Genomic DNA, 19616 nt, shown 5'->3' with positions numbered 1-19616 from the left:
CTGTCCCGTTGCGCCCGGCCATCAAACGATGGATTCGGGAACAGGACTCTCGTCGCTTGCGAGCAGGACCGCACACTCATGGGCAGGCAGCGCCGGACTCACCAGAAATCCCTGAATCTCCCCGCACGCGCGCTCCTGCAAAAATCCGAATTGCTGGACGGTCTCCACGCCTTCCGCGATGCATTGCAGCCCGAGATGGTTCGCGAGAGTCATGATGCCCTGGACCACCGCCGAGGCACCCGGATGAGTGACCACGTCACGAATGAACGAACGGTCGATCTTGATGCGGTCGATCGGAAACTGGCGCAGGTACGACAGCGACGACCAGCCCGTGCCGAAGTCGTCCAGAGAGAGGCTCACACCAAGCTGCTTGAATTCGCGCATGATCCGGATCGCCTCCTGAGCGTTGTAGAGGGCCATCGTCTCGGTCAACTCGAGCTCCAGCCATTCGGCGGCAAGGCCTGTCTCGCGCAGCGCCTCGTCGACGGTGCGAACGATGTCGCCGCGCTGGAGCTGGTACGCCGAGAGGTTGACCGCCATCCTGACGGGCGGCAGTCCCGCCGACTGCCACTGGACGCTCTGCTGGCAGGCCGTGCGCAATACCCATTGGCCAACCGCGACGATCAGGCCGAGTTCCTCCAGCATCGGCACGAACTGCAGCGGCGAGATCAGGCCATGCTCGGGATGCCGCCAGCGCAGCAATGCCTCGACGCCCGTGATCGCACCCGAATGCGTGCAGACCTGCGGCTGGTAATGCAGCACGAACTCGCCGCGATCAAACGCATACCGGATGTCGCGGGCCAACGCGAGGCGCTGTTGCGCGGCCGCATTGAGTTCGGGCGTGAAGAAGCGGTAAATTCCGCGTCCGTTCGCTTTCGCGTCATACATCGCCGTATCGGCGGCCCGCAGAAGTGTCTGCACGTCTTCGCCGTCGGCCGGATAACGGCTGATGCCGATGCTGCAGCCCACGTGCAGTTCATGGTTTTCCACGAAGAACGGGCGCGACAGCGTGGTCAATACCCTTGTTGCGACCTCGCCAGCGCCCTGATCGCCATCCACATCCGCAAGGCCGATCACGAACTCGTCGCCGCCGAGGCGCGCAACCGTGTCGCCTTCGCGCAGGCAGCCGCGCAAGCGCATCGACGCCGCCTCGAGCAGCCGGTCGCCGATATGGTGGCCAAGCGAATCGTTCACATGCTTGAAGCGGTCCAGATCGAGCATCAATGCGGCCACGCATCCGCCTTCGCGTCGCGCCCGTGCGATTGCCTGGGCGAGGTGCTCCTGCAACAGCGCGCGATTGGGCAGGCCCGTGAGCGCATCATGCAGCGCCATGTACCGGACACGCGCTTCGGCCTGCTTGCGCTCCGTGATGTCGCGCACGTTGCACTGGACGATCCTTGCTCCGCCGACGGTATAGAGGCTCGCGAGAAACTCGACGTCGAGCAGTGTACCCGTGGCCGTCGCGAGCGACGTGTGTTCGCACCGGATCTCTCCGCTTGCCGCGAGCGTCGCGCACAGACTCGCGCATTCAGGAACGGCTTCGAACGGCGGCACGCTTCCGATCGGCCGCCCGACGAAGTGGTCGCGCTCGAAGCCCAGCATCTCCACCAGCGACGCATTGACATCCGTAATCCGGCTGCCCGCCATGTCGACGAGGATGATTCCGTCGCTCGCCGTCTCGAACAGGCGCCGGTAACGCGCCTCGGACGAAGCGAGCCGCGCGTTCGCGAGGACCAGTTGCCGCTGCGCCGCGCGCAGCGCGAGATGCGTCTTCACCCTCGCCGCCAGCTCGACGATCTGGAACGGCTTGGTGAGATAGTCGATGCCGCCCGCGGCGAAACCGGCAACCTTGTCCTGCACGTCCGAGAGCGCGGTCATGAAAATGACGGGCGCATCGCGCGTATGGTCGATCGCCTTCAGACGGCGGCACGTCTCGAAGCCGTCGATGCCCGGCATCATCACGTCCAGCAGGACCAGATCGGGCACGACGAGCTGCGCTCGCCTGATCGCCTCCTCGCCGCTCTGCGCGACCAGGACTTCAAGCCCATCGGCCTCGAGCGCGCTCACGGCCAGTTCGAGATTGGCCGGCGTGTCGTCAACCACGAGGACCGTCTGCGCCCGCGATTCGGGAATCATCGTTTCGTCGTTCATGTTTCGGTTACCTGTGCCGGATTGATGTAGGTTTCGACTAGCCTGAGAATCGCCTCGGACCGGCAGCCCTTTGCCATTTCCGTCAGCCTGTCCGCAAACACGCGGCATTGCGGCTCGGCTGTGATGAGTTCTTCCGCCCAAAGCCGGATCGCGCGCATGTTGCCGGCGAGTGCGAGCCGGTACAGATGCGCCATCCGCCCTTCATCCGGAATCGCCATCGGCTCGATGGACGGCGTGTCCCCGGCGCGCTCCGCGTTCGACCCGGGGGCCTCATGGCGCCACTGCAGCCCGAGCAACGTGCCGAGTTCGCCCAGCAACCGGTCGTGATCCACCGGCTTGGGCAGAAACATGGAGGCGCCCGCCGCGAGCGCGGCCGCCGCGTCCTCCGGCGTGGCGCTGGCCGATACCGCGATGATCGGCACATCCCGCAATGCCGGAATCTCGCGAATCCGCCGGGTCGCCTCCATGCCGTTCATGACCGGCATGCAAATGTCCATCAGGATCAGATCCGGTCGGTCGTTCTCCGCCGCATGGATTGCCTCGACGCCATTGACGGCTTCGTCGATGTCGAAGCCCAAGGCGCCCAGCGTGTCGCGCAGCACCGACCGGTTCGCATCGATGTCGTCGACGACCAGCAGGCGCCGGCGGCGGGCGCCCTGATATCCGGTGATGCTCTGCGCTGGCTGCGCACGCGCGGGCGCCACCTCGACCACCGCCAGCTCGAGGTCGAACCAGAACCGGCTGCCGGCGCCGGGCTCGCTTTCGACCTCGATCTCGCCCCCCATCAGCCGCACGAGTTGCCGGCTGATGGACAGCCCCAGCCCCGTGCCGCCCGCGCGGCTTTGCGCTTCGCCCGCCTGTTCAAACGGATCGAAAATGCTCGTGAGCCTGTCGTGGGCAATGCCCACGCCGGTGTCACGGACTTCGAATCGGACACGGGCGAGTTCATCCGCAGGCTGCAGCAGGCTCACACGCAGTTCCACGCGTCCGCGCGACGTGAATTTCACCGCGTTGCCGAGCAGATTGAGCAGCACCTGACGCAGGCGCTTGTCGTCGATCCATACGGAGGGCGGCAAGTCAGAAGCGGCATCGAGCACGCAGGCCAGCCCTTTTTCCTCGCTCTTCACGCGAATGATGTCCATCACGCTCGACAGCACGCCGTCGAGCCCGGCCGGGCCCGGACACAGGTCGAGCTTGCCTGCCTCGATCTTCGCGAGGTCGAGAATGTCGGTGATCAGCATCAGCAGGTGTTCGCCGCTTTGCTTGATGATGCTGGCCGCGCGCACCTGCCGCTCGCCGGCCGCCGCGTCGCGCCGAAACCACTGCGCGTAGCCGAGAATCGCATTGAGCGGCGTGCGCAGTTCGTGGCTCATGTTGGCGAGGAAAATCGACTTGGCGCGGTTGGCTTCCTGCAGTTCGCGCGTGCGCTGCCGCACCCGCTCTTCGAGGCTGTCATGGGCCCGCTGCAGATCGAGATTGGCGTTCGTCAGCTCGCTGCGCGCCCGCCGCAGGCCTTCGCGCGCATCGCCGAGCCCCGTCGCGGCAATGCCGATCTCCGACTGCAGCATATTGAAGCTCTCGGCCATCCGGCCCAGTTCGTCGCCCCCGTGGCCCCGGAGCCGGTCAGGCGCGAAGTTCGCATAGGCGCCGTCCAGATCGCCTCGGCCCAGCGCGCTCATCGCGTTCGAAAAGTCCTTGAGCGTGCCGGTCGCGAGACGGCGGGCCGCGCGGCTCAGTTCGTCGGCGGAATGCGCAATCATGCCCGGCAGCACAATGCCGACGGTGACCGTCAGCATTGCGACGGCGACGAAGATGTCCTCGAGCGCGGTTTCCATCGGCCCGTTCTTCCGGGCAATCTGGCTGATCGCCAGCATGTAGCCTGCGCCATCGAGCGCCAGCACGAGCAGCATTGCGCCCGTCAGCTTGAAGTGCAGCGTGTCGCCGATCCCCGGCAGGCCCGCGCGGCGGCGATCCTCCCACTTGCGCCACGCAAAAAGCGCCGCGCCGGAATACGCGAACGCCAGGCCGCATACGACCGTGGGCAGGCCGTACTGCTCGAAGCCGAGCACGCCCGAGAGCATCCATACGCCCGCAGCGGCAAGGCCGAGGCCGATCGTGCCGCGCGGCGCCCGGTACGGCCGGTGCGCGAGAGGCGCATCGCGCCGCAGCAGCCACACGGCGACACTGCAAAGAAAGATGCTCGTGAGGTATGTGAAGTTCGCCGCCGCAAGCAGCCAGACGGGGTCGCCGAGCAGCAGCAGACCCAACGAGAAACCCGCCGTCACGAGCGTCGCGCACCACGGCACGTCGGCCCGGTTGCGCAACGCGAGAAACCTGGGCGCCACGCCATCCTCGGACAGTTGGGCAAGCGTGCGCGAGGCGCCGGCAAGCGGCTGTATCGTGCCATGAAACATGTTGAACATCATGAACCAGATCGCCGCGGCCTTCGCGAGACTGCCGAACACCGGCGCGAAGCTCGGCCCCAGCACCTGGCCGAGATCCTGGCCAAGCGGGCCCGGACCCAGCAGGCCCAGCCATACCCCAGGCAACACCGCAAAATAGAGTCCGGCCATCGCCGCGCTCGCCAGCATCGCGCGCGGCACGTTGCGGTTCTGATCGGCCGTCTCGCCGACGTGACACGTGGCGGCCTCGAATGCCGGTGCGGCAAAGCCGATCAGATACAGCCCGGCCATCAGCGACGTGAGTTCGCCGAAGTGCCCTGCAAATGGCGTCGTCAGGTGAAAATCCGCGGCACGGTGCCAGTCGACCGTGCCGGCCATGACCGGCGCTATCGCCGAGATGAACGCCAGCCCGGCCGATGCAGTCGCGATCGGTATCGCGAGCCGCGTGACCCATCGGATGCCGCACAGGTTGACGAACGTGAACGCGGCGACGAGCGCGCAAGCGAGTACGGTAACGGGCACCCCCGGCAGATACCATTCGTTGATCGCCGTCGCCGAAAAGATCGCGGTCAGACCGCAGGCGGGCACCCAGCCCCACCAGTAACACGCGCCGGCAAGCGTGGAGAGGATTTCCCCGTAGCGCCTGAATGCTTCGGTGCACGCAGCCGCGATCCCGCCCACGCGCGTCGGCGACATCAACACCAGCTCGATCCACCCTGGCGCGGCGGCATAGCTGAGCAGCAGCCCGACGATGAGCAGCGGAACGGCGGCGCTGCCCTGCCCAGGAATGTCGCCCTGCCCGGCAAAGAGCGCCGCGAGCAGAAACAGGCTCTGGTTGCTGCCGCCCATCGCCAGCGCGGTCGTACCTACCCATCCCAGCGTGCGCGGATGCCGGCGTGGCGTTTCGTTCGCTGTCGCTTCCATGACGCATCCTCACTTACGGCCTTTCAGGCGTTTTCCTCACGCGGTCCGGCAACTGCAACCGTCCGCACCGCTTGCCGTTGCGCCGCAAATCGGCGCGGCAATGCGTTTCCTGCCGCGTGGACACGGCGATCGTTCCGATGGCACGCATCGTCATTCGTTGACATTCCGCGATCGAGCGTGCGCGGCGCCGGATGACGGCCGTCATCTCACACGTTGCGCTGCGGCACCGCACCGGCAGACTCGTGAATCACGATCTCGAACGGCGCTGCCTCCTGTGCCTCGAATCGCCGAAGCTGCGCGACCTGGTGCGAAGACACCACGCTGCCCCGGGTCACGAGCAGAATGCCGCCGTTGGTACGCAGATCGCCGGCGAGCCGCATGCCCTCCCGCAGTTGCGAGGCGTTGACTTGCGAGACCGCTTCCGGTCCCGCCAACGCAGAGGGATCTTTCGACAGGGCAACGAATTGCTCGACGATCGCCGGGTCGTAGCGCATGCCCGACTGCGACACGAGCATCCTGAGCGCCTGTTCTGCCGTGAACGGCTGGCTGACCATGCTGCCTCCGCGCAACGCCTCGAAGTCGCGCGCCACCGCGAGAAGGCGCGAGCCGAACGGGATCTCCTCCCCTGCGAGGCCGTCGGGCGTGCCGCGTCCATTGAAGCGCTCGTACTGATGGCGGATGATGTGCGCGACAGACTGGAGCTGCTGCACGGGCGTAAGCACCATCTGCGCACGCAGCGCATGCTGGTAGTACAACTGGCTTTCTTCCGCGGACATGCGATCGAGCGGCTTGCGCAGCAATTCGTCCGGCAGCGACAGCTTGCCGATGCCGTGCAGCAGCCCCGCGAAGAACAGTTCCTGCGCCTGCAGACCGCTCATGCCGAAAGCCAGCGCAAGACTGCGCGCAGCTTCGCCGATCCGCAGCGATTCGCCCCCCATCACACCGCAGCGCAGCTCGATCATGTTCGCGCAAACCTGAACCATCGCCGTGAAGTTGTGCTTCAGGTCGCTTTGGGCATCGTCGAGAAACATCACCGTCTGACGGAGCTCCTCGGTGCGGGCGTGCACCTGGACTTCGAGTGCGGTATTGAAAGTGCGAAGCGCCTCGTTCTGCCGGCTGGCGACCTCGCCCAGCCGCGCGTTTTCACGGCGCAGCCGCTGCTGCTCGATCGCCTCGTCGACGGCGAGCAGCACCTCGCGATCGTCCCAGGGCTTGGTCAGGTAACGGTAGACGGCCCCTTCGTTGATGGCCCGCACGGCCAGGTCGATCTCCGAATAGCCGGTGAGCAGGATGCGGGTCGTATCCGGGTACAGCGTCCGCGCGCGGGCGAGGAAATCCGCTCCGTTCATGTACGGCATCCGCATGTCGGAGATGATGACGTCTACCGTGTTGCAGGCGAGAATGTCCAGGGCTGCAGCGGCGCTGTCGGCGGTCAGGACCTGGTATTGGGTCGTTCGGAACAGGCGCCTGAGTGACGAAAGCACGCCAAGTTCGTCGTCGACGAGCAGGACGGTGGGCGCAGGCGCGGATGCACTCGCTTCATGTTCCGCGAATGTCGCTGGCGCTCCATTGTCGATGTCCGCCCCCCCATCATTAACAGGGATAAATGGATTCGTCACCTTTTCATGTTCGATCATGATGCCCCCATTTCCGGCCGTCCTTGTTCCTTGGATATCGGCGGAAATAGCCGCGAATATATCGGGGGAAACACGAAGGGAATATCCATTTTAAATAACTCAACCAGCCTGTTTTTCAATAAGTGAAAATCACGCCAGAAGCGGGCGAACGACCGTCGCTGCCGTGCCGGGAAAAGAATGAAAGAGATGAAAGGAAGCGGCGCATTCGCGAAAATGGCTTTCGCCGAGGCAACTGGTTCGCCGGCGTGCGCCGTGTAGGAAAAGCCTGACATCAACGGAAAGACTCCTACATCAAAAATGACTGTCGGCTGAATTTCTCTATTTGATGGCTATTGGAAATTTTTCTCGCAGCAAAATCAGCGACGCGCTCACATATCGACCCACGATGAAACGCAATGACGGCACGGACGAAGCACGGGCGGCACACTGCTGGTTGGCCAGTGCGCCATCGCCGTCCGCTGCGCAGCCGAAAGAGGGACTCGTCAGGCTATGACATGACGCGATCGTTTGCGGCGGCGCAGCGCGACGCGCAACCGATCGGGGCGCCGCGCTCGGCGCGAATGCCATAATCGTGGCTGATTCAGCAGAACCGGAACCCCACCATGCAAAACATCGACAATCCGCAGCGCGACCGGGAAGCCGGTTCCGCCGACACGACGCAAGACACGACGCGCATCGACGACGTGCGCATCGGCGCGGTGCGCCCGCTCATCGCGCCCGCGCTGCTGCAGGACGAACTGCCCGTGCCGAGCGCCGTCCAGGCGCTCGTCGAGGCGAGCCGCAACGCGATCGGCGGCGTGCTGCACGGCCGCGACGACCGCCTGCTCGCAATCGTCGGCCCATGCTCGATCCACGATCACGACCAGGCGCTCGACTACGCGCGCCGGCTGAAGGCCGCCGCCGACGCACTGTGCGACGATCTGCTGATCGTGATGCGCGTGTATTTCGAGAAGCCGCGCACGACGGTCGGCTGGAAGGGCTACATCAACGATCCGCGCCTCGACGGCAGCTTCCGCATCAACGAAGGGCTGCGCGCCGCGCGCCGGCTGCTCATCGACATCAACGCGCTCGGCCTGCCCGCCGGCACCGAATTCCTCGATCTGCTGAGCCCGCAGTACATCGCGGATCTGATCGCGTGGGGCGCGATCGGCGCGCGCACGACCGAGAGCCAGAGCCACCGGCAGCTCGCGTCGGGGCTGAGCTGCCCGATCGGCTTCAAGAACGGCACCGACGGCGGCGTGCAGGTGGCGGCCGACGCGATCGTCGCGGCGCGCGCGAGCCACGCGTTCATGGGCATGACGAAGATGGGCATGGCCGCGATCTTCGAGACGCGCGGCAACGAAGACGCGCACGTGATCCTGCGCGGCGGCAAGAAGGGTCCGAACTACGACCGCGCGAGCATCGACGAAGCGTGCGCGGTGCTGCGCACGGCGGGCTTGCGCGAGCAGGTGATGGTCGACTGCTCGCACGCGAATTCGAACAAGTCGCACCTGCGGCAGGTCAACGTCGCCGAGGACCTCGCGCGGCAACTGTCGGACGGCGAGCGGCGCATCACCGGCGTGATGGTCGAGAGCAATCTGGAGGCCGGCCGGCAGGATCTGAAGCCCGGCACGCCGCTGCAATACGGCGTGTCGATCACCGACGCGTGCCTGAGCTGGGCGCAGACCGAGCCCGTGCTCGACGCGCTCGCGCAGGCGGTGCGGCGGCGGCGCACGGCCTGACGGCCGACGGCCTACGCCGTCACGACCGTCAGCGCGAACCCGTCCCAGCCCTTCGAGCCGACGGTCTGCAGCGCGGTCGTCGACAGGCGCGGATGCGCGGCGATCAGCCGGAAATATTCGCGCACGCCGAGCGCGTCCGGGTCATGGTTCTGCGGGTCCGCGACGCGCCCCTGCCGCACGACGTTGTCGGCGACGATCACCGTCCCCGGACGCGACAGCGCGACCGTCAGCGGCAGATACGCCGGATAGCTGTCCTTGTCGGCGTCGAGGAAGATCAGATCGAACGGCTCGGCGCGCTCGGCGATCAGCCGCTCGAGGCTCTCCTTCGCGCGGCCGACGACGACCGACACGACGCTGTCCAGTCCCGCGCGCCCGATGTTCTCGCGCGCGAGCGCCGCGTAATCGGGGTTCGCCTCGAGCGTGACCAGCGCGCCGCCCGGCGGCAGCGCCCGCGCGAGCCAGATCGTGCTGTAGCCGCCCAGCGTGCCGAGTTCGAGAATCCGGCGCGCGCCGCGAATCGTCGCGAGCAGGTTCAGGAATTTGCCTTGATTCGCGGTGACGTTGATCGCGGGCAGGCCGGCCGCCCTGCTCGACGCCAGCGCCGCATCCAGCGCCGGATCGGACGGCGCCAGTTGGCTACAGAAGAAATCGTCGACCGCGCTCCATTGCCGTTCGTTCATTGCGCACCTTTCTCGTTCTCATGTCGGGGGAAGGTCATTCTATGGCGAACGGCCCGCGTCGTTCGCGCCCGATCCGCTCGCCGATGCCGCCAAACGCCGCCCCGCCGCGCCCACCGGGCTCGACTCAACCGAGCCCGACGTCGACGATGCGATTGCGCCCGCCCGCCTTCGCCTGATAGAGCGCCTGATCGGCCGCCTCGACGATCGCGGCGATGGGCGGCGCGGACGCGCCGTCCGGCTGCCACACCGCGACGCCGACGCTGACCGTGACGAACCCGACCTCCGAGCCTTCATGCTCGATGCCGAGCATCCGCACGCCGAGACGCACGCGCTCGGCGACGACGAGCGCGCCGCCGCGCGGCGTATCCGGCAGCACGACGACGAATTCCTCGCCGCCGTAGCGCGCGACGACGTCGCCCAAGCGTGCCGCCTGCTGCGCGATGCAGCGCGACACGGTCGCGAGCACCTCGTCGCCGACCTGATGGCCGTATGTGTCGTTGTAGCGCTTGAAGTGGTCGATGTCGACGAACAGGATCGCGAGCGGACGCGCGCCGCCCATCGCGCGCCGCCATTCGCGCTCGAGCGTCTCGTCGAGCGCGCGCCGGTTGTGCAGGCCCGTGAGGCTGTCGGTGCCGGCGAGCCGCGCGAGCGCCGCCTCGGCCGTCGACTTGCGCCACAGCGAATGCGCGAGATACGCGCTCATCACGACGAAGATCAGCGCGAACACGCCCGTGAGCACGCCGAAGCGCCACGCGCGCACACGCCACGTCGCATGGATGTCGTCGTCCGCGAGCGCGACCTGCACGATCAGCGGAACGTCGTCGAGCCGACGATACAGGTAGAAGCGCTTCACGTGATCGATCGGCTCGACGTCGAAGAACTCGCCCGAGCGGCCGAATTGCATGCGCGAGTAGAGGCTCGTTCCGCTCAGGTCGAGGCCGACGGACTTCTCGTCGAACGGAATCCGCATCAGGACGCGCCCGTCCGCGTGCATCAGCGCGAGCGCGCCGTGGGGGCCCGCACTCGCCGCCGCCAGCAACTGCTGGAAATACGCGACGCGCACCGCGAGCACGACGACGCCCGCGAACGCGCCGTCCGCGCGCTCGATGCGGCGCGACAGCGCGATGCACGGCTCGCCGTCGCGCGACGGCATCCGGTACGGCCCGCTCAGATACGTGCCGAGCGTCGGCGCGTCGCGCTGCGCGGCGAAGAAATCGTACGACGCGAAGCTCGCGGTCGGCAGCGGGCCGCTCGTCGACGCGAACGTCACATGCCCGCGCGCGTCGAGCACGTACATCACGCCGGCCTCGTTCGCGGCCGCCGCGGCATCGACCAGGATCTCGCGGCGCAGGTCGGCGGGCAGCGCGGCGATGCGGCGCTCGCCGAGCTGCGCGGCGATGCGCGCGAGCGTGCGGTCGTACAGACGAAAGCCGCGCGCGACGTCGCGCTCGATCATCTGCAGCGTGTTGCGCGCGGCGCGTTGCGCGTGCTCGAATGCGTCGTCGCGGCTGTCGCGCAGGATCGCCGCGCAGATGGACATCATGACGATCGCAATCGCCACCGCGCCGGCGATCACCATGTAGCCGAGCGGCATCCGGTGCGACGGCCCTCGCCGTCGGCGCAAGCCGGCATGTATCGATTTCATGCTTGTCTGATGAGCGCGATGCGCTTCGTCACGAAAAACATCGTCGGCCATTGTCTGCGACGCGCGCGGCACGACGCGCATCGAAACGGCGCGCATCGCGCGCCGACAGACCGAACCGGATCGGAAAATTCCGATCACAAAGTGCGTCGGCGCGCCGGATCGGCGACGCGGGGCAATCGATCGGAAGGCATTTTGAATCGACGTCGCGCAACGCGACGAGCGGCCATTCTATCGAACGTTCGGCGCAATGTTGACCTCGCGCACTGCAATCCGATTCACGTCGCAGGAAAGTGCTCAAGAACGCCCGATCGACGCCGATAACGCCCACAGCGCACGTTGCCGCCGATTCGTTTCCGCCATGCCCGCGCGGCCGCGGGCGCAGCCCGGCGATGCGAGGCGCGCTTGCGCGCGCGATGCCGTCCGGCGTACTTTTGCATGACGCGCAAGCGCGCCGAACAACGCGTTCGACCGGATGCGCGATTCGCTTAGGGCGCCAAACGCCGAAACGCGCCCAAGCATCGCGCATTCGAACTGCAAGCGGCGCAACCGCCGCTCCGACTCAAACAACGTTCATTCACGACATGGCCAACGCGAAATCGTCATCATCCGTTCCCACCGAATTCCTCTACATCGGCGCGGCCGGCGAGCACTACATCATGTCCGAGTGCTTCCGCCACAACATGGAGGCGTTCAAGCTGCCGATCGACAAGGGCTTCGATCTCGTCGTCACGCGCGCGTACCGGCATCTGTCGCGGCTCGACGATGCGCCGCGGCCCGTCGAGCGCGGCGTGCCCGAAACGCCGGTCTACGTGCAGGTCAAGAGCCGCCAGGCCGCGCCCGTCGCGTCGCCGAAGGAAAAAGGCGAGCGGCCGAGCTGGGAAGGCTATTTCCCGATCAAGCCGTCCGACCTGGATCTGATCTGCGCGACGCCCAATTCGGCGCTCGCGTGCGTGCTGTTCGTCGATACGCGCGGCGAGCTGACGCGCAGCCGCACTGCGTATGCATGGTGGATGTCGAGCGCGTACGTCAACACCCTGCGCGACGCCGGGCATTTCATCGCGATGCCGAACAAGGACGCGCTCGAGCTGTGGGTGCGCTATGTCGAGCCCGCGCCGGACAGCGGCTACAGGCAGAACACGTATCTCTCGCTGCTCAAGCAATGCCAGATCAAGGGCTCGGAGCCGGGCAAGAAATCGAGCGGCTTCCTGCTGTCGGAAGAACGCTTCGATTTCGGGAAGCTCGGCATGGCGTGAGCGGACGCTCGTCGTTGGTCGCGCGGGACGGCGCGGCGGCGCACGCCAACCGCCGGCGTCACGCGTTGCGCCCGCCCCCGCCGCGCCGCTGGTTCGCCGCGCCCCGCCCGCCGCGCGCGCGCCCGCCCGCCGCGCCCCGCCGCCGCCGCGCAACCGCCCGCACCGCGTCGATCAGCGCGCGCGCGACGGGCGACGGCTGCGCGTCGGTGCGCAGGATCAGCCCGACCGGCTCGTCCGCGCCCTCGACGGGCAGCGCGAGCCGCACGAGCGTGCCGGCCGCGAGATCGAATTCGGCCGCGTGGCGCGGCACGAACCAGACCGCGTCGTTCTCGAGCGCGAGCGCGCGCGCGACCGACACCGACAGCACCTCGACGAACGATTCGAGCGGCGGCGCGCCGCACGCGCCCAGCAGTTGCTCGGCCGCCTGCCGGATCATCGTGCCGTAAGGCGGCAGCACGACCGGGTAGCGCGCGAGCTGCGCGGCGGGCGAAGCGCTCGCCGCGAGCGGATGGCCCGCGCGCACGACCGCGACGAGCGGCTCGTTGTACAGATGCTCGAACGACAGCCCGACCATCCGCTCGGGCTCCGACAGCCGCCCGATCGCGCACTCGATCGCGCCCGCCTTCAGCCGCTCGAGCAGCTCGGCGTTCGCGGCGGTCGTGATCCGCACGACCGCGCGCGGCCATTCGCTCGCGAGCACCTTCAGCACGGCGGGCGCGAGCGACGCGGCGACGGTCGGCAGCATGCCGATCTCGAGCGTCGCCGCCGCGCCGCCGCTCTCGCGCGCGAGGAGCCCCACGCCCTGCCGCAGCGCGAGCACGCACGCGCTCGCGTGCGGAATGAAGAGCTGCCCCTCGCGCGTCGGCCGCGCGCCCTGCCGGCCGCGCTCGAACAACCGCACGCCGAGGATCGCTTCGAGCTCGGCGATCGTCTTCGACACGGCCGGCTGCGTGATCGACAGGCTTTGCGCGGCCTTCTGCACGCCGCCGAACTGCGCGACCGCGAGAAAGCACTGCAGATGCCGGAACTTGACCCGGCCGTCGGCGATCCGGTTTTGCATAACGTCTGGTTATACGATCAGCGATAAAACGTCATTTTGCATAACTTTCCGGATTAGCTAAAGTCCTTCCATCCCGCCTTGACAACCATCAATCTGGAGACGCTCTCGATGGATTCCTCGACGCTCGCGCCACGCGACTGGCCGTCGCATCCCGCGTACATTCATCCGCCGTACCGCTCTTCCGTGAAGCGCGGTCCGACGCAGCCGCTGATTCCGCTGAAGGAGACACTGCGCAATCAGCGCGCGCCCGTCTACGGCGCGGCCGATCTCGGCCCGCTCGACCACGATCTGACGAAGAACGCGGCGAAGAACGGCGAGCCGCTTGGCGAGCGGATCGTCGTCACGGGCCGCGTGCTCGACGAAGGCGGCAAGCCGGTGCGCAACACGCTCGTCGAGGTCTGGCAGGCGAACGCCGCGGGCCGCTACGTGCACAAGGTCGACCAGCACGACGCGCCGCTCGATCCGAACTTCCTCGGCGCGGGCCGGTGCGTCACCGACGAGAACGGCCGCTACCGGTTCCTCACGATCAAGCCGGGCGCGTATCCGTGGGGCAATCATCCGAACGCCTGGCGGCCGAACCACATCCATTTCTCGCTGTTCGGCGACTACTTCGGCTCGCGGCTCGTCACGCAGATGTATTTCCCGGGCGATCCGCTCCTCGCGCTCGACCCGATCTTCCAGGGCACGCCCGAGGACGCGCGCGATCGCCTGATCTCGCGCTTCTCGATCGACACGACCGAAGAAGGCTTCGCGCTCGGCTACGAATTCGACATCGTGCTGCGCGGCCGCGACGCCACCCCGATGGAGCGCTGAGCATGACGACGCTGAAACAGACCCCTTCGCAGACCGTCGGCCCGTACTTCGCGTACGGCCTCTGCCCGCAGCAGTACAACTACGATCTGAAGAGCCTCTTCACGGCGGAGATCGCGACGCCCGACGCGGCGGGCGAGCCCATCCTGCTCGTCGGCCGCGTGCTCGACGGCGACGGCAACGTCGTCAGCGACGCGGTGCTCGAATTCACGCACGTCGACGGCGAAGGCCGCTATCCGGCGTCGCGCGACGAAGCCGCTGCGAGCGGTTTTTGCGGCTTTGCGCGCGTCGGCACGGGCACGGATGCGCAGAACCGCTTCGTCGTCCATACGGTGAAGCCAGGGCGCACGTCGGAGACGGACGCGCCGCACGTCGACGTGACGGTGATGATGCGCGGGATTCTCACGCACGCGTTCACGCGGATCTACTTCGACGACGAAGCGGCCGCGAACGAAACCGATGCGGTGCTTGCGAACGTGCCGGCCGAACGGCGCGCGACGCTGATCGCAAAGCGTGACGCGCGGGCGAACGGCGTGACGGCCTATCGCTTCGACATCCGCATGCAGGGCGAGCGGGAGACGGTGTTCTTCGACGTCTGAACGAGTCGCGACGGTTGCGCGCGCCGGCCCGCGCCGCGCGCAGCCCGACGGCGCACTCCGGTTCAATTTCCGTTTGAAATCGCATCGCCGCTTGAATACCCCGCCATTCGTCCTATCCTGAATCAGCCGATTGCATATATCGCGAAACGAAAAAGAAAACATCAAGCCGGTCATTGATCAAAAATACTGCGGAGACTCGCACATCGCTGATATCGATTAACAACGCTTGCGTCCCGACTCGGCCGCCGGCCGGCCATCCACGCTTGCCGGCATGCCCATGTGCGGGCGCATCCGCAAGGTTCACTCGGATCCCGTGTCGCGCGATTGCCGTCCGGTCAATGCCCGGCGCTCGCGGATGCCGGGGATGTCGCAGCGCCAGTGTGTCGCTGGCTGGTTCTTCTTTAATGCCTCACTCAAACACGTGGAGGTTGAAAATGAATTACCAGATCAACATTTCAATCAGCAATGCAGGCTTGAATACCATTTATCAGAACGGGCTTCGCGTCACGCTCGTCAAGAGCGTGATTTCGGACCCGCTGCAGCAAGGCAATCTGCCGATCGCCTGGGTGACGTTCCAGCCGCTCCAGTTGAACCAGATTTCGTGGCAGGAACAGTACACGATGTATGCGACGACGACGATCCTGCAGGCGGGCGCGACGATCACGATGACGTCGCAGACGGGCGCGCCGATTCAGGCGGGCTGGACTTACACGTTCGAGCGCGCGCAGTTCAACGGCGCCGACGGAGGCAATCCCACCACGTACAACCTCGTCAACAACCAGGCGGGCAGCTTCAGCTTCGGGCTCGCCCAACAGGCGATCGTCAACAACGTTCCTGTCGTGGCCCCGCTCAACGCCGTGCCGGTCGCGTACAACATGAGGGCGTCGTTCACGCCGATCGAAAATCTCTCGCTGTTCCTCGCGTCATACAGCAACAATGGCTCGGTGATATCGCAGGTGGCCGGCAACGCGCTGCCGATCGCGCTATCCAGCCAGAGTCCGATGGTCAACGTCGGGTTCAACGACCGGACCAATACGTTCTACCTGGAGCAGCCGGCCATTCGCACCGGAGAGGATTTCGTCGCGAGCCTTCGGGGCGCCGTCACCGGGACCGAAAACTACGGCGCATTGAGAAGAATCGTGTGAGCGGCGCGGGACCCGCCTGCCGCTTCGGGCGACAGGCGGGTCCCGCACGAATCATGCCGGCCGGCACGATCTACATCGCGATCGATGCGACGGGCGTGGAAAAAATCCGCGACGCGCAGCTCGCGGTGACGTTGACGAGGCGGGTCGACGCCTATGTCGGCTCGACTCGGGCGAGCGCGCGCGGCGCATCGGTCGGCACCTCCGTCATATGGCAGGCGTTCTCGCCGTACGAGCGCAACAGCGTCGTCGTCGACGACGCCGTGCTGCTTTACATGACGGCCACGCCGCTGACCGCCGGCAACGTGATCGGGATCAACGCGACGACAAACGGGCCGGCCCGCATCGAGACGCTCTATTCGTTCCGCAACGGCCAGATAGACAACGGCAACGCGGGCATCGGGCCGGCCGGCGCTTACGCGATCCGCAATGTGCAGGCCGGCGCGTCCGCCGCTTTCGGGCTCGCGCAATGCGCGACGGTCAACGGCGCGGCCGCGCTGTCGACGATGAACGCCACGGCGGTGATCACGAATACCCAGGCGGCGTTCTATCTGCGCGAATGCGCGGATCTGTTCCTGTCTTCCGGCGTCAACGGCATGATCGCTCCGTTCACGCCGGCGAACGGCCTCGCGGTGCCGCTGAACGGCGGCACGGTCAATGTCGGCTTCGACAACGCGTCCAATACCTTTTATCTCGCCTGAGCGCGCGCCCCGCCCGTCGCCCGCTGCGCGCAGGTACGCAGGCCGCTCAGCGCAGCATGAACGACATCGCCGACAGGCAATTCAACGTCCGCACGACGTGCTCGACCGACGGCGCGGCGAACCGCAGCGTGAGCGCGTCGACGCGCTCGAGCGACGGCCACTGGCAGAACAGGTCGGCGGCCGCGACGGTCTGCGTCCGCAGCTCGCAGGCCGCCGCGCGCGGCGCGTGCGCACGCGCGGCGCGCGCGACCTCGCGCGCCTGCTCGAGCGCCTGCCGCGCGGCGACACCGATCGCCCCGCACGCGGCGGCGGGCGTCATCGACACGCCGCTCGCGAATCCCGCCGCATCCTTCACGGTCACGAAGCGCGCCGCCGGAAAAAGCGGCCGCGTCTCGTCGACGAACACGTCGTCACCGGACAGAAGCGCGACGTGCGCGCCGTATTCGTGCGCGAGCGCGCCGTAGAGCCCCGCCTCGCCGACTTCGCGCCCGTCGAGCGCGACGCGCGCGAACGCGCCGCTGTTGATCGTGTGCGCGAGCAGCCCGCGCGCGCCTGCCTTCGCGTGATAGCCGATCATGAACACGAGGTCCGGCCCGGCTTCGAGGCCCGCCATCATCCCGAGCGTGCGCGGCTTGCCGAGCACGACGCGCGCGCGGGCGTCGATGCCGTCGGGCAGCAGGTTGCGAAAGCCGCCGTGCGAATCGTTGACCCACACGCGCGTCGCGCCGCCCGCGAACGCGCCTTCGACGGCGGCGTTCGCCTCCGCCGTCATCCAGCGGCGCGCGCGCTCGTATTCGGCATTGCCGGCGCGTGTCTGCTCGACGTTCACGACCCCCGCCACCCCTTCGATATCGGTCGAAATCAGGACTTTCATCAGTCTCCCGCGCGCGATTCGCGCAGCCATCGTTCGAGTTCCGGCGCCGCGTCGCGCAGCGCGCGGCGCGTGTGGCCGTCGCGGCCCGCGACGCGCGTCGCCTGCCACAGCGCGTCGACGATCGCCTGCTCGACGCTGTCGGCCGCGGCGGCGAACAGCGGATCGAGCGCCGCATCGGCGACGAGCGGCGGCAGCGCGATGCGCCCGGCGTCGTGCGGCACTGTGTATGCGGTCGAGAACGCGAGCGCGATGTCGCCGCTGCCGTGGCCGTACACCGAGCCCGTGCGCGCGAGCCCCGCGGCCGCGCGCAGCGCGACGCGCTTCAGTTGCCGCGACGACAGCGGCGCGTCCGTCGCGACGAGCATGATGATCGAGCCTTGCTCGGGCGGCGGCGCGTCCGCAGGCGAAGCGGCGGCGTCGGGCGCGCGGCGACGCGCGAGGCCGCCGCCCGCGTCCCGCCCGGCGATCATTCGCCCGACCGGCACGCCGGCGATCGTCAGCATCGGCAGCCGCCCGAAGTTCGCGAGCACGAGTGCGCCGACCGTCCACGATGCGCCCGCCGCGCGCACGACGCGCGACGCCGAGCCCACCCCGCCCTTCAGATCGAAGCACGACATCCCCCGCCCCGCGCCCACCGCGCCGCGCGCGAACGCGGGCCGCGCGTCGGCGAGCGCCTGCGCGTAATGCGCGGGCGTCACCGCGAACGCGTGCAGGTCGTTCAGATAGCCGTCGTTGCATTCGAACACGAGCGGATTGACGGTCGGCCACGCGCGGCCGATCTGCGGATTCGCGCCGATCGCCGCACGGATCTGCGCGTGCGCGAGCGCGCCGACGCCGAACGTGTTCGTCAGCGCGAGCGGCGTCTCGATCACGCCGAGCTCGTCGACCTGCACGAGCCCGACGCTCTTGCCGAAACCGTTGATCACCGCGGCGGCGGCGGGCACCTTGTCGCGATAGACGTCGCCCGCGTGCGGCCGCACGACGGTCACGCCGGTCTGCACGCCGCACGCGTCGAGCGTCGCGTGGCCGACCGTCACGCCCGCGACGTCGGCGATGCTGCGAAGCGGCCCCGCCGGCAGCGCGCCGACGTGCGGCGCTGCGTGCGCGCCCATCAGCGGCGCTCCAGCTTCGGATCGAGCGCGTCGCGCAGCCCGTCGCCGAGCAGGTTGAACGCGAGCACGGTCAGAAAGATCGCGATGCTCGGAAAGAGCGCGACGTGCGGCGCGTTGACCATGTCCGCGCGCGCTTCGTTGAGCATCGCGCCCCACTCGGGCGTCGGCGGCTGCGCGCCGAGGCCGAGGAACGACAGGCTCGCGGCGGTGATGATCGACGTGCCGATGCGCATCGAGAAGTAGACGACGACCGACGACACGGTGCCGGGCAGGATGTGCCGCATGATGATCGTCCAGTCGGTCGCGCCGATGCTGCGCGCGGCCTCGACGTAGGTCATCTGCTTGAGCGCGAGCGTGTTGCCGCGCACGAGCCGCGCGAACGCGGGCACGCTGAACACCGCGACCGCGCAGATCACGTTGACCATCCCGTTGCCGAGAATCGCGACGATGCCGATCGCGAGCAGGATGCCCGGAAACGCGAACAGCACGTCGGCGACGCGCATCGTCGCGCGGTCCCACCAGCCTTCGTAGTAGCCCGCGAGGAGGCCGAAGAACGTGCCGACCGCCGCGCCGAGCGCGACCGAGAAAAAGCCCGCGGCGAGCGAGATCCGCGCGCCGGCAACGATCCGGCTGAAGATGTCGCGGCCGAGCGAATCGACGCCGAACCAGTGCGCGGCCGACGGCGCCGCGTTCAGCGCGTCGTAGTCGAAATAGTTCTCCGGGTCGTACGGCACGACGTGCGGGCCGACGATCGCGACGGCGACGAGCAGCAGCACGAACGCGCCCGCCGCGAGCGCGACGTGCTGCCTTTTGAACTTGCGCCAGAACTCGCTCCACGGCGTGCGGATCGCGGCCGGCGCGGCGGCCGACGGGGCCGGGGTGGTGGGAACAGTCGCGTTCATGCG

At 67.6% G+C, this 19616-nt stretch carries 16 protein-coding genes and 1 pseudogene; 7 read left to right on the top strand and 10 right to left on the bottom strand.

Annotation, left to right across the window (positions count from 1 at the left end; translation table 11 throughout):
- Positions 1-21: 21 nt before the first annotated feature.
- The 4 genes from AQ610_RS24325 to AQ610_RS36410 all read right to left on the bottom strand — a co-directional run bounded on the left by AQ610_RS24325 (position 22) and on the right by AQ610_RS36410 (position 7386).
- Entirely contained in the window at positions 22-2151 is a 2130-nt protein-coding gene (locus tag AQ610_RS24325) for a putative bifunctional diguanylate cyclase/phosphodiesterase (protein WP_006027063.1), read from the bottom strand.
- Positions 2148-5477, bottom strand: coding sequence for an amino acid permease (locus AQ610_RS24320; protein ID WP_006027062.1), 3330 nt, complete (start codon positions 5475-5477; stop codon positions 2148-2150). Before AQ610_RS24320 ends, AQ610_RS24325 begins: the two co-directional genes overlap by 4 nt.
- 206 nt (positions 5478-5683) lie before the next feature.
- Positions 5684-7114 (bottom strand): response regulator c-di-GMP phosphodiesterase, NosR family, encoded by a 1431-nt coding sequence (gene nosR, locus AQ610_RS24315; protein ID WP_006027061.1) that lies wholly within the window; start codon positions 7112-7114, stop codon positions 5684-5686.
- Positions 7111-7386, bottom strand: a complete 276-nt coding sequence (locus AQ610_RS36410; RefSeq protein WP_138110267.1) for a hypothetical protein — start codon at positions 7384-7386, stop codon at positions 7111-7113. The genes nosR and AQ610_RS36410 overlap by 4 nt, the downstream gene beginning before the upstream one ends.
- A 330-nt stretch (positions 7387-7716) precedes the next feature.
- Between AQ610_RS36410 and AQ610_RS24310 the strand changes: the two genes are divergently transcribed.
- Positions 7717-8835 (top strand): 3-deoxy-7-phosphoheptulonate synthase, encoded by a 1119-nt coding sequence (locus AQ610_RS24310; protein WP_006027060.1) that lies wholly within the window; start codon positions 7717-7719, stop codon positions 8833-8835.
- An 11-nt stretch (positions 8836-8846) separates the two neighbouring features.
- Here the strand turns inward: AQ610_RS24310 and AQ610_RS24305 are convergent, their stop codons facing one another.
- Both AQ610_RS24305 and AQ610_RS24300 read right to left on the bottom strand, forming a co-directional pair.
- A complete protein-coding gene (locus tag AQ610_RS24305) occupies positions 8847-9515 on the bottom strand; it encodes an O-methyltransferase (RefSeq protein WP_006027059.1) in 669 nt (222 codons plus the stop codon).
- Between the two features lie 124 nt (positions 9516-9639).
- The gene (locus AQ610_RS24300; protein WP_009915208.1) at positions 9640-11109 is read right to left on the bottom strand and encodes a GGDEF domain-containing protein; all 1470 of its coding nucleotides are present in this window, start codon (positions 11107-11109) and stop codon (positions 9640-9642) included.
- Between the two features lie 3 nt (positions 11110-11112).
- Between AQ610_RS24300 and AQ610_RS38205 the strand changes: the two are divergent.
- Together AQ610_RS38205 and AQ610_RS24290 are read left to right on the top strand one after the other, a co-directional pair.
- Positions 11113-11481: pseudogene (locus tag AQ610_RS38205) on the top strand (hydrolase).
- A 260-nt stretch (positions 11482-11741) separates the two neighbouring features.
- Complete coding sequence (locus AQ610_RS24290) at positions 11742-12413, top strand: hypothetical protein (protein ID WP_006027057.1); 672 nt, start codon at positions 11742-11744, stop codon at positions 12411-12413.
- 58 nt (positions 12414-12471) lie between these two features.
- On the opposite strand, the gene pcaQ is transcribed toward AQ610_RS24290, so the two are convergent.
- Positions 12472-13473, bottom strand: a complete 1002-nt coding sequence (gene pcaQ / locus AQ610_RS24285; RefSeq protein ID WP_006027056.1) for a pca operon transcription factor PcaQ — start codon at positions 13471-13473, stop codon at positions 12472-12474.
- Positions 13474-13581: 108 nt separating this feature from the next.
- Between pcaQ and pcaH the strand changes: the two genes are divergently transcribed.
- From pcaH to AQ610_RS24265, 4 genes are all read left to right on the top strand, one after another.
- Positions 13582-14286 carry a protocatechuate 3,4-dioxygenase subunit beta gene (gene pcaH / locus AQ610_RS24280; RefSeq protein WP_006027055.1) on the top strand — a complete coding sequence of 235 codons (705 nt, stop codon included), beginning with the start codon at positions 13582-13584 and terminating at the stop codon, positions 14284-14286.
- 2 nt (positions 14287-14288) lie between these two features.
- Positions 14289-14882, top strand: a complete 594-nt coding sequence (pcaG, locus tag AQ610_RS24275; protein WP_006027054.1) for a protocatechuate 3,4-dioxygenase subunit alpha — start codon at positions 14289-14291, stop codon at positions 14880-14882.
- A 434-nt stretch (positions 14883-15316) separates the two neighbouring features.
- On the top strand, positions 15317-16027 hold the full coding sequence (locus tag AQ610_RS24270; protein ID WP_006027053.1) for a hypothetical protein: 711 nt from the start codon (positions 15317-15319) through the stop codon (positions 16025-16027).
- 53 nt (positions 16028-16080) lie between these two features.
- Complete coding sequence (locus AQ610_RS24265) at positions 16081-16725, top strand: hypothetical protein (protein ID WP_006027052.1); 645 nt, start codon at positions 16081-16083, stop codon at positions 16723-16725.
- Positions 16726-16771: 46 nt separating this feature from the next.
- On the opposite strand, the gene AQ610_RS24260 is transcribed toward AQ610_RS24265, so the two are convergent.
- The 3 genes from AQ610_RS24260 to gsiD are packed head-to-tail and all read right to left on the bottom strand — an operon-like array spanning position 16772 to position 19613.
- Positions 16772-17599 carry a M55 family metallopeptidase gene (locus AQ610_RS24260; protein ID WP_006027051.1) on the bottom strand — a complete coding sequence of 276 codons (828 nt, stop codon included), beginning with the start codon at positions 17597-17599 and terminating at the stop codon, positions 16772-16774.
- Entirely contained in the window at positions 17599-18711 is a 1113-nt protein-coding gene (locus AQ610_RS24255) for a DmpA family aminopeptidase (RefSeq protein WP_006027050.1), read from the bottom strand. Before AQ610_RS24255 ends, AQ610_RS24260 begins: the two co-directional genes overlap by 1 nt.
- The gene (gsiD, locus tag AQ610_RS24250; RefSeq protein ID WP_006027049.1) at positions 18711-19613 is read right to left on the bottom strand and encodes a glutathione ABC transporter permease GsiD; all 903 of its coding nucleotides are present in this window, start codon (positions 19611-19613) and stop codon (positions 18711-18713) included. The genes AQ610_RS24255 and gsiD overlap by 1 nt, the downstream gene beginning before the upstream one ends.
- Between the last annotated feature and the right edge of the window lie 3 nt (positions 19614-19616).

It is taken from the genome of Burkholderia humptydooensis (assembly GCF_001513745.1).
GTDB lineage: Bacteria > Pseudomonadota > Gammaproteobacteria > Burkholderiales > Burkholderiaceae > Burkholderia > Burkholderia humptydooensis.
The sequence above is the reverse complement of the archived record's forward strand: the minus strand, read 5'-3'. Positions and strand labels throughout refer to the sequence as shown.

What these genes read in the sequence shown, in the direction of transcription:
- AQ610_RS24325 (WP_006027063.1), bottom strand. Translation starts at nt 2,151, where the DNA reads ATGAACGACGAAACGATGATTCCCGAATCGCGGGCGCAGACGGTCCTC.
- AQ610_RS24320 (WP_006027062.1), bottom strand. Translation starts at nt 5,477, where the DNA reads ATGGAAGCGACAGCGAACGAAACGCCACGCCGGCATCCGCGCACGCTG.
- nosR (WP_006027061.1), bottom strand. Translation starts at nt 7,114, where the DNA reads ATGATCGAACATGAAAAGGTGACGAATCCATTTATCCCTGTTAATGAT.
- AQ610_RS36410 (WP_138110267.1), bottom strand. Translation starts at nt 7,386, where the DNA reads ATGTCAGGCTTTTCCTACACGGCGCACGCCGGCGAACCAGTTGCCTCG.
- AQ610_RS24310 (WP_006027060.1), top strand. Translation starts at nt 7,717, where the DNA reads ATGCAAAACATCGACAATCCGCAGCGCGACCGGGAAGCCGGTTCCGCC.
- AQ610_RS24305 (WP_006027059.1), bottom strand. Translation starts at nt 9,515, where the DNA reads ATGAACGAACGGCAATGGAGCGCGGTCGACGATTTCTTCTGTAGCCAA.
- AQ610_RS24300 (WP_009915208.1), bottom strand. Translation starts at nt 11,109, where the DNA reads ATGCCGCTCGGCTACATGGTGATCGCCGGCGCGGTGGCGATTGCGATC.
- AQ610_RS24290 (WP_006027057.1), top strand. Translation starts at nt 11,742, where the DNA reads ATGGCCAACGCGAAATCGTCATCATCCGTTCCCACCGAATTCCTCTAC.
- pcaQ (WP_006027056.1), bottom strand. Translation starts at nt 13,473, where the DNA reads ATGCAAAACCGGATCGCCGACGGCCGGGTCAAGTTCCGGCATCTGCAG.
- pcaH (WP_006027055.1), top strand. Translation starts at nt 13,582, where the DNA reads ATGGATTCCTCGACGCTCGCGCCACGCGACTGGCCGTCGCATCCCGCG.
- pcaG (WP_006027054.1), top strand. Translation starts at nt 14,289, where the DNA reads ATGACGACGCTGAAACAGACCCCTTCGCAGACCGTCGGCCCGTACTTC.
- AQ610_RS24270 (WP_006027053.1), top strand. Translation starts at nt 15,317, where the DNA reads ATGAATTACCAGATCAACATTTCAATCAGCAATGCAGGCTTGAATACC.
- AQ610_RS24265 (WP_006027052.1), top strand. Translation starts at nt 16,081, where the DNA reads ATGCCGGCCGGCACGATCTACATCGCGATCGATGCGACGGGCGTGGAA.
- AQ610_RS24260 (WP_006027051.1), bottom strand. Translation starts at nt 17,599, where the DNA reads ATGAAAGTCCTGATTTCGACCGATATCGAAGGGGTGGCGGGGGTCGTG.
- AQ610_RS24255 (WP_006027050.1), bottom strand. Translation starts at nt 18,711, where the DNA reads ATGGGCGCGCACGCAGCGCCGCACGTCGGCGCGCTGCCGGCGGGGCCG.
- gsiD (WP_006027049.1), bottom strand. Translation starts at nt 19,613, where the DNA reads ATGAACGCGACTGTTCCCACCACCCCGGCCCCGTCGGCCGCCGCGCCG.